The following is a 638-nucleotide window of genomic DNA, read 5'->3' as shown; positions in this document are numbered from 1 at the left end:
CAATAGTGGCGAAACCAACCAGTGAGAAATTTTCTCTAGAATGCCGAACATCATTTCCAAAGGAAGGAAGATCAGAACAGCAAGAAGGTTAAAGAAGTCGTGGATCGTCGCACTAGCAAATGCGCGCTTGAATTCTTCCTTACAACGTACGTGACCTAGTGAAACCAAAGTATTGGTCACTGTGGTACCAATATTGGCACCCATTACCATTGGAATCGCTGTCTCTACAGGTAGACCACCTGCAACTAAGCCCACAATAATAGAAGTTACAGTACTTGAGGATTGGATTAGGGCTGTTGCTACTAGGCCGATCATAAGACCAGCGATAGGGTGAGATGCAAACTCAAACAATACTTTTGCTTGGTCGCCAGTTGCCCATTTGAAACCGCTACCAACCATAGATACTGCTAGAAGAAGCAGATACAGCATGAATGCCAAGTTAGCCCAGCGTAACCAACGAGTCGTGCTCGAGATAGGCGCTGCTGTTGAAGTAGCTTGGTTCATCATAATTTTCTCCGTTGACCTTTAAGTTCGTTTTTCGGTCTTAAGTTGAAACTTCGGGCGATGTTAGAGAACAAATATTTCAGTAATATTACAGATTGATTTCTGTGGGCACTTTTTATTGTGCTTTTTAATAG

1 protein-coding gene is annotated in these 638 nt (G+C 42.8%); it reads right to left on the bottom strand.

The features are described 5' to 3' along the window. On the bottom strand, positions 1–507 hold a 507-nt coding region (locus R7040_RS27445), incomplete at its 3' end, for a Na/Pi symporter (RefSeq protein WP_318097739.1). Positions 508–638: the final 131 nt, after the last annotated feature.

This window comes from Vibrio sp. 1069 (assembly GCF_033340555.1).
The sequence above is the reverse complement of the archived record's forward strand: the minus strand, read 5'-3'. Positions and strand labels throughout refer to the sequence as shown.